Raw genomic sequence first — 6,865 nt, 5'->3', positions numbered from 1 at the left:
CGCATGAAAGTACTCGTCGCAGTCAAGCGCGTGGTGGATTACAACGTCAAGGTCCGGGTGAAGTCGGACGGTACGGGCGTGGATCTGGCCAACGTCAAGATGAGCATGAACCCGTTTGACGAAATCGCCGTGGAAGAAGCGGTGCGTCTGAAGGAAGCCGGGGTGGCCACCGAGGTGATCGCCGTCTCGTGCGGCGTTGCCCAGTGCCAGGAAACCCTGCGGACCGCGATGGCGATCGGCGCCGACCGCGGCATCCTGGTCGAGTCGAACGAAGACCTGCAACCGCTGGCGGTGGCCAAGCTGCTCAAGGCGCTGGTCGACAAGGAACAGCCGCAACTGGTGATCCTGGGCAAGCAGGCCATCGACGACGACTCCAACCAGACCGGCCAGATGCTGGCCGCGCTGGCAGGCCTGCCGCAAGCGACCTTCGCCTCCAAGGTGGTGGTGGCCGATGGCCGGGCGTCGGTGACGCGCGAAGTGGACGGCGGTCTGGAGACCCTGTCGATCAAGCTGCCGGCGATGGTGACCACCGACCTGCGCCTGAACGAGCCGCGCTATGTGACGCTGCCCAACATCATGAAGGCCAAGAAGAAGCAGCTCGACACCGTCAAGCCGGAAGATCTCGGCGTGGACGTGGCGCCCCGGCTGAAGACCCTCAAGGTCGTCGAGCCGCCCAAGCGCAGCGCGGGTGTGATGGTGCCGGACGTTGCGACGCTGGTGCAAAAGCTGAAGAACGAAGCCAAGGTCATCTGAGCGCGCCAGGAGATAAAACATGACTGCACTCGTCATTGCTGAACACGACAACCAATCCATCAAGGGCGCCACGCTGAACACCGTGACGGCAGCTCTCCAGTGCGGCGGCGACGTCCACGTGCTGGTGGCCGGCGCCAACGCCGCTGCTGCAGCCGCCGCTGCCGCCAAGATCGCCGGCGTGTCCAAGGTACTGCTGGCCGATGCCCCGTATTTCGGCGACGGCCTGGCCGAGAACGTGGCCGAGCAAGCGCTGGCCATCGCCAGCGACTACAGCCACATCCTGGCGCCCGCCACCCCCTACGGCAAGAACATCCTGCCGCGCGTGGCCGCCAAGCTGGACGTAGCCCAGCTGTCGGACATCACCAAGGTGGACGGCCCGGATACCTTCGAGCGCCCGATCTACGCCGGCAACGCGATCTCGACCGTGCAATCGTCGGACAAGGTCAAGGTCATCACCGTGCGCACCACCGGCTTTGACGCCGCCGCTGCCGAAGGTGGCTCGGCCGCCGTGGAAAACCTGCCGGCCGTGGCCGACGCCGGCATCTCGCAATTCGTTTCGCGCGAAGTGACCAAGAGCGACCGCCCCGAGCTGACCGCCGCCAAGATCATCGTGTCCGGTGGCCGTGGCGTGGGTTCCGGCGAGAACTACACCAAGGTGCTGACGCCGCTGGCCGACAAGCTGAACGCCGCGATGGGCGCATCCCGCGCCGCCGTCGATGCCGGCTTCGTGCCCAACGATTACCAGGTCGGCCAGACCGGCAAGATCGTTGCGCCGCAGCTGTACATCGCCGTCGGCATTTCCGGCGCGATCCAGCATCTGGCCGGCATGAAGGATTCCAAGGTGATCGTGGCGATCAACAAGGACGCCGAAGCGCCGATCTTCTCGGTGGCCGACTATGGCCTGGTGGGCGATCTGAACACCGTCGTGCCAGAGCTGGTGGCAGCCGTTTGACTCCAGCCGCTCGCGCCCCGCGAAGACAAGACTTGCCGCATCTACGCTCCTTGCGAACTTGTGGGCCTCCATCATGACTTCGATCACTACTGACGCCATGTTCCTCGACCGGCTCCATGCGCGCGCCGCGCAGTGTCGCTTCGACAATCTGCCCGATGCCGTCGTCACCCAGGCAAAGCTTTGCATTCTTGACACCATCGGCTGCATCGTCGCCGGCATGCAGGCCGACGAATCCAGGCTGGTTGCCAGGTGGTCCGGCGCACCGACCCAGGGCGATGATCACGCTTCCGTACTCATCCATGGCAGAAAAATGCCGATCGCAGCGGCCGTCATCGCCAACGGCTATGCGGGCGACATCCTCGAGCTGAACGACCTGATCGGTGGCCACGCGAGCATCGGTTGCGTGACCGCGGCTGTCGCTACCGCCGAAACCGTTGGCGCGAGTGGTCGCCAGTTGATTGAAGCCGTGGTACGCGCCATTGAATTGACCAGCGCCGTCTACGCTGCTGTGTACCCATCGCTGAAGCCGTATAGTGAAGTGGGTCTGACGCCCGTCGGGCTGCCATCCTCTGTCGGCGCAGCAGCAGCCGTGGCGCATTTGCGCGGCCTGAATGAGGAGCAGACCCGCCACGCGCTGGTGATTTCCGGGGCACTGGCGGGCTGGTGCCCCGCGGAGGTCATCTTCCGCCAGGGGGGCACCGTGAAGCCGATATTGTTCGGTGCGCAGCCTGCCGCCACCGCCGTCACCGCGGTTCAGTATGCCAGCCATGGCATGACCGGGCCGCTTCGCCTGTTTGACGGCGACCTTGGATACTTCTCGACGGTATCGACAAACGGCCATCAGAATGCGCGCGTGGCATTGGAAACCTGGGCGCTGCTCGCCCCACGCCGCAAACTACACGCCTGCTGCGGCTATATCCATTCCGCAGTCGATGCACTCGTCGCCTTGCGGCGTGATTGGCAGGGTGGCCTTGCCGGGTGCGACATTGAGGTCCGGCTGCCGGCCTATGTCCATGAAGCGGTGGTCAAGGCCGAAACCCCTCGCACAGCGAACGAGGCGCGCTTCGATATCCGCTATTGCCTCGCGCTCGCGGCTTGTGGATTCGATGTCATCCTGCCCGGACACAGTCTCGACCATCACGAGTATCTCAACCGGCCCGATGTGCGCGCGGTCATGCCGAACATCCGTGTCACAGCCGATTCGTCGCTGCACCACTACGAACGCAGCCACGTCTCGATCCGGCGCCGCCACACGGATCAGTCACAGACTTTGTACCAGGATGCGCCGCGCGGGGCACCTTCGAATCCGCTCAGCCCGAGCGATCTGGTGGAAAAGTTTGTTGCACTGGTCTCTTGGTGCATCTCGCGCGATAGCGCGCTTGCCTATGCAAAGCGCGTGCTGGACCTCGAAGACGAGCCGGGCATTGACTGGCTTGCCTCCGCATTGCAAGAGAATCAAGGCGCACATTGCGCATGACGTAGGCGCACTGATCCCTGTAACACGCCATCAGGCGAGAACGAGAGAGGTCGCAGGACATGAGAACAGCTTTTTCTTCGGGTGTTGCAATAGCGATGAGCATGGCATGCGCTGGCGTGTCTGCCGAGCCCGCCTACCCAAGCCGGCCGATCCGGATCATCGTGCCATTCACGGCGGGATCGACCTCCGACATCACGGCGCGCGCCGTGGCGGCGCGGATTGGACCGCCGCTCGGGCAGCCAGTCATTGTCGAGAATCGTCCTGGCGCCAATGGCATGCTTGGCATGCAGGCCACCGCCCGCAGCATTCCGGATGGCTATACCCTGGTGCTGTCGAGTGCTTCCTCGACAATGGTGCCGCCCGCCTTGCTCAAGGCGCCCCCCTTCGATCCCCGCAAGCACTTCACGCCCATCTCGCTGGTTGCCGCCACGCCGTTGCTGCTGGTGACTCGCAAGGACGCCTCGATCAACTCGATTTCGGATCTCATCGCCCAAGCGAAACGGGCGCCGGGCACCGTGACCTATGGCAGTTCGGCCGGCCTCTATCAGCTCGCGATGGAATCCCTCAATCAGCAGGCGGGAACGGACATCGCTCCCATCCCGTACAAAGGCCCAGCTGAAGCTGAAACCGATCTGGTTGGCGGCAGGATCACGGTCGCTCCTGACTCTGTTGGTCCGATCCTGCCTCATATCCGCAGTGGCCGTATCAAGCCTCTTGCCATGCTGAGCGCAAAGCGATCGGATGCGCTGCCCGATACCCCTACCATGCAGGAGCTCGGCTACAAGGACTTCGATTTCACCGGCTGGCTTGGCCTGCTTGCACCGGCTGGAACGCCGCCAGAGATTGTCAGGCGGTTAAATGTGGAGATTGTAAAGGCGGTTGAATCCGGCGAAGTACGGCACCAGTTCTCCCTGCTCGGGATCGAGGCCAAGTCATCGACACCCGAGGCCTACACGTCCTTGATCGCTCGTGACACAGCCCGCTATGTACGCATTGCGGAGCTTGCTCGCATTGAAAAGCAGTAGATGCCGCCGGCCCGACCAACAAAACTCTTCTTCACATGATCCATGCGTCTTCGGATGCATGGACCGCTCTTTTGCCTAACCTCAATTCCTGGATTACGCAATGACTGATAACGCAGCTCAATATCGACCACGTGGCCTCTATTTCGAGGATTTTGGAATCGGCAAGACTATCGTTACTTCCCGACGCACCGTCACCCTGACCGATATTGTCAATTTCGCCTGCCTGTCGGGCGACCACAACGCGCCGCATATCGACCATGAGTTCTGCAAGACGCAACCCTATGGAGAGCCGATTGCGCACGGTCCCCTCGTGCTGGCCATCGCAGGCGGACTTCAATGCCTGAGCGGCATCAATGACGGCACCATTGTCGCGATGCTTGGTCTGGACAAGTGGCGTATGCACCTTCCGGTCAAGGCAGGCGACACCATCCAGGTTTTCATCACGCCTACGGAAAAGAAGCTGACCAGCAGCGGCGAGCAGGGCGTCGTGACTTGCGATCGCATCGTCAAGAATCAACGCGGAGAGACGGTGCACTCCATGGTGATTTCGCTCATGTACAGATGTCGGTCGACCGAAGAACAGGCTCGGTAGCAACAACGATGTAGTGGCCAATAGGCAATTATTGGAGACAACCCCATGCACCGGGTCTTTGGATGTGTTCTATACGAACAGCGAGACAGTGTAGCGATCATTACGCTCAACCGCACTGAGCGCAGCAATGCGCTCGGCGGCACAATGCGCGAAGACATTGTCGCGGCCATGGCAATGGCGAACGACAATGATCAAGTGCGCGTGGTAGTCCTGACAGGTGCCGGCAAGGCCTTTTGCGCCGGCGGTGATCTGCGCGAGATCTATGGTCGCGTAACCGAGGGCCGGCCGCTGGCTGACAAGATCGAACCGCCTCGCGACCGAACGCTGCTGGCAGTCTATGAAGCAAGCAAGCCAGTCATCGCGGCTGTCAATGGCCCCGCCATGGGCGCCGGCATGAATCTCGCTCTGGCGGCGGATATTCGCATTGCGTCGCGCACAGCCATCTTCTCGCAATCCCATGTCAAGCGAGGTCTGATGCCCGACTACGGTGGTACCTACCTCCTGCCAACTATCGTGGGACAATCAAAGGCCTTCGAACTGATCTACACCGGTGCCGCAATCGATGCGGAAGACGCGCTTCGCTTGCAGATCGTCAGTCAAGTCGTCGAGCCGGGGGATTTGATGGTTGCCGCGATGGACCTGGCGCAGCGCATCGCGCTGAATGCTCCGCTGCCGATCCGGCTAGCCAAGCGCGCAGTTCAGCAGCATCACCAGGGGGGAATGCGGGAGGCACTGTTCCGTGAAACGGCGGCACAGAACATCTGCTACGACACCGACGATGGCCAGGAAGGCTTGCGCGCGTTTCTGGAGAAGCGCGACCCCGTTTTCGTTGGTCGCTAGCCAGAGAGTCTTTTCAGCTATCCGTACGGCCTTGTCAGCCTGGTTTAGCGGATAGTCGCCGGCGCCGCTAGGCGCCATTCGCCGACAATGGCTTCACTTTCCTGAATGTCCATAGCATTGCATTCGGCGATCGTCGAGCGCGTCCTGGAGAACCTCGGTGCCGGAGCCGGGTACGCCACACCATCAACATCAACCATGGCGCTGCGTGCTGCCATATGCGGGTGGCCTAAGACCTCACTCAGTGCAAGCACAGGCGCGAAGCACGCATCCGTTCCTTCGAGTTGAGCCACCCATTCTGCCTGTGTCTGCGTCTGAAAGATTCGCGTCAGTTCGGAGCGCAACGCGGGCCAGCGTAGACGGTCATGCTGCGCATCGCGGAGCGCGGGGTCCAAGTCAAGCTTCACGCATAGCAACGCAAAGAACTGCGGCTCGATCGCACCCACGCAAACAAACTTGTCGTCTCTTGTCCGATATGAAGCGTAATAGGGAGCGCCGCCATCGAGCATGTTGCTCCCTCGCTGCTCCATGAATGTGCCCCGCAACCGTTGGCCCTGGGCCAGGCTCATTAACGACAGGGCGCCGTCGCAAATTGCAGCATCCACCACCTGGCCGCGGCCGGAGCTGCGAGCCTCCAGCAAACCGGCCAGCATTCCGACAACAAGGTATAGACTGCCACCGCCATAATCTCCTACAAGATTAAGCGGAGGAATGGGAGGCGAGCCGCCTTCACCAATGGCCGCCAATGCCCCGCTTAGGGCGATGTAGTTAATATCGTGACCAGCAGCTTGTGCGAGTGGTCCGTCTTGCCCCCAACCAGTCATCCGACCATAAACCAGGCGTGGATTGATTTGCTCAACTAGTTCCGGTCCGAGCCCCAGCCTCTCCATGACGCCCGGCCGAAACCCTTCAACCAGCGCATCCGCATGTTCAAGCAGTCCGAGGACGCGCTTTCGGTCTTCGCTGTCCTTCAGGTCCAGATGGACTGTGCGTCTACCTCGGCCAATCAGGTCTTTGGGATGCCGTGGCTTGGCACCAGGGCGGTCGATGCGAACAACATCGGCTCCCATGTCGGCCAGTAGCATGCAGGCAAAGGGGCCAGGGCCCAGGCCCGCGAATTCGACAACGCGGACTCCATGAAGCGGCCCGCGATCATGCACGCCATTGGATGGTTGAGATACTGTAGTTCCGTCCCGATTCATCATGTCTCCGTGTTCCGTCTCAGCCAT

7 protein-coding genes are annotated in these 6,865 nt (G+C 61.8%); 6 read left to right on the top strand and 1 reads right to left on the bottom strand.

What is annotated here, in order from left to right; translation table 11 throughout:
- Positions 1 to 3: 3 nt before the first annotated feature.
- From AC3FOF_RS42465 to AC3FOF_RS42440, 6 genes are all read left to right on the top strand, one after another.
- Positions 4 to 753: an electron transfer flavoprotein subunit beta/FixA family protein gene (locus AC3FOF_RS42465; protein WP_488726591.1), complete on the top strand. Its 750-nt coding sequence runs from the start codon at positions 4 to 6 to the stop codon at positions 751 to 753.
- A 19-nt stretch (positions 754 to 772) separates the two neighbouring features.
- The gene (locus tag AC3FOF_RS42460) at positions 773 to 1,705 is read left to right on the top strand and encodes an electron transfer flavoprotein subunit alpha/FixB family protein (RefSeq protein ID WP_276264005.1); all 933 of its coding nucleotides are present in this window, start codon (positions 773 to 775) and stop codon (positions 1,703 to 1,705) included.
- A 73-nt stretch (positions 1,706 to 1,778) separates the two neighbouring features.
- On the top strand, positions 1,779 to 3,182 hold the full coding sequence (locus AC3FOF_RS42455; protein ID WP_488730087.1) for an MmgE/PrpD family protein: 1,404 nt from the start codon (positions 1,779 to 1,781) through the stop codon (positions 3,180 to 3,182).
- Between the two features lie 59 nt (positions 3,183 to 3,241).
- On the top strand, positions 3,242 to 4,207 hold the full coding sequence (locus AC3FOF_RS42450; protein WP_488730086.1) for a Bug family tripartite tricarboxylate transporter substrate binding protein: 966 nt from the start codon (positions 3,242 to 3,244) through the stop codon (positions 4,205 to 4,207).
- A 100-nt stretch (positions 4,208 to 4,307) separates the two neighbouring features.
- Positions 4,308 to 4,799, top strand: a complete 492-nt coding sequence (locus AC3FOF_RS42445) for a MaoC/PaaZ C-terminal domain-containing protein (RefSeq protein ID WP_017224567.1) — start codon at positions 4,308 to 4,310, stop codon at positions 4,797 to 4,799.
- Between the two features lie 45 nt (positions 4,800 to 4,844).
- Positions 4,845 to 5,639 carry an enoyl-CoA hydratase/isomerase family protein gene (locus tag AC3FOF_RS42440; protein ID WP_276264008.1) on the top strand — a complete coding sequence of 265 codons (795 nt, stop codon included), beginning with the start codon at positions 4,845 to 4,847 and terminating at the stop codon, positions 5,637 to 5,639.
- Positions 5,640 to 5,683: 44 nt separating this feature from the next.
- Here the strand turns inward: AC3FOF_RS42440 and AC3FOF_RS42435 are convergent, their stop codons facing one another.
- Positions 5,684 to 6,841 (bottom strand): CaiB/BaiF CoA transferase family protein, encoded by a 1,158-nt coding sequence (locus tag AC3FOF_RS42435; protein WP_488730085.1) that lies wholly within the window; start codon positions 6,839 to 6,841, stop codon positions 5,684 to 5,686.
- Positions 6,842 to 6,865 lie beyond the last annotated feature (24 nt).

The organism is Cupriavidus sp. 96C5-1, assembly GCF_057798855.1.
Note: the sequence above shows the minus strand (reverse complement) of the source record. Positions and strands in the feature narration are given on the sequence as shown.

Coding starts and splice junctions, on each gene's coding strand:
- AC3FOF_RS42455 (WP_488730087.1), top strand. CDS start 1,779: ATGACTTCGATCACTACTGACGCCATGTTCCTCGACCGGCTCCATGCG.
- AC3FOF_RS42435 (WP_488730085.1), bottom strand. CDS start 6,841: ATGATGAATCGGGACGGAACTACAGTATCTCAACCATCCAATGGCGTG.
- AC3FOF_RS42440 (WP_276264008.1), top strand. CDS start 4,845: ATGCACCGGGTCTTTGGATGTGTTCTATACGAACAGCGAGACAGTGTA.
- AC3FOF_RS42465 (WP_488726591.1), top strand. CDS start 4: ATGAAAGTACTCGTCGCAGTCAAGCGCGTGGTGGATTACAACGTCAAG.
- AC3FOF_RS42450 (WP_488730086.1), top strand. CDS start 3,242: ATGAGAACAGCTTTTTCTTCGGGTGTTGCAATAGCGATGAGCATGGCA.
- AC3FOF_RS42445 (WP_017224567.1), top strand. CDS start 4,308: ATGACTGATAACGCAGCTCAATATCGACCACGTGGCCTCTATTTCGAG.
- AC3FOF_RS42460 (WP_276264005.1), top strand. CDS start 773: ATGACTGCACTCGTCATTGCTGAACACGACAACCAATCCATCAAGGGC.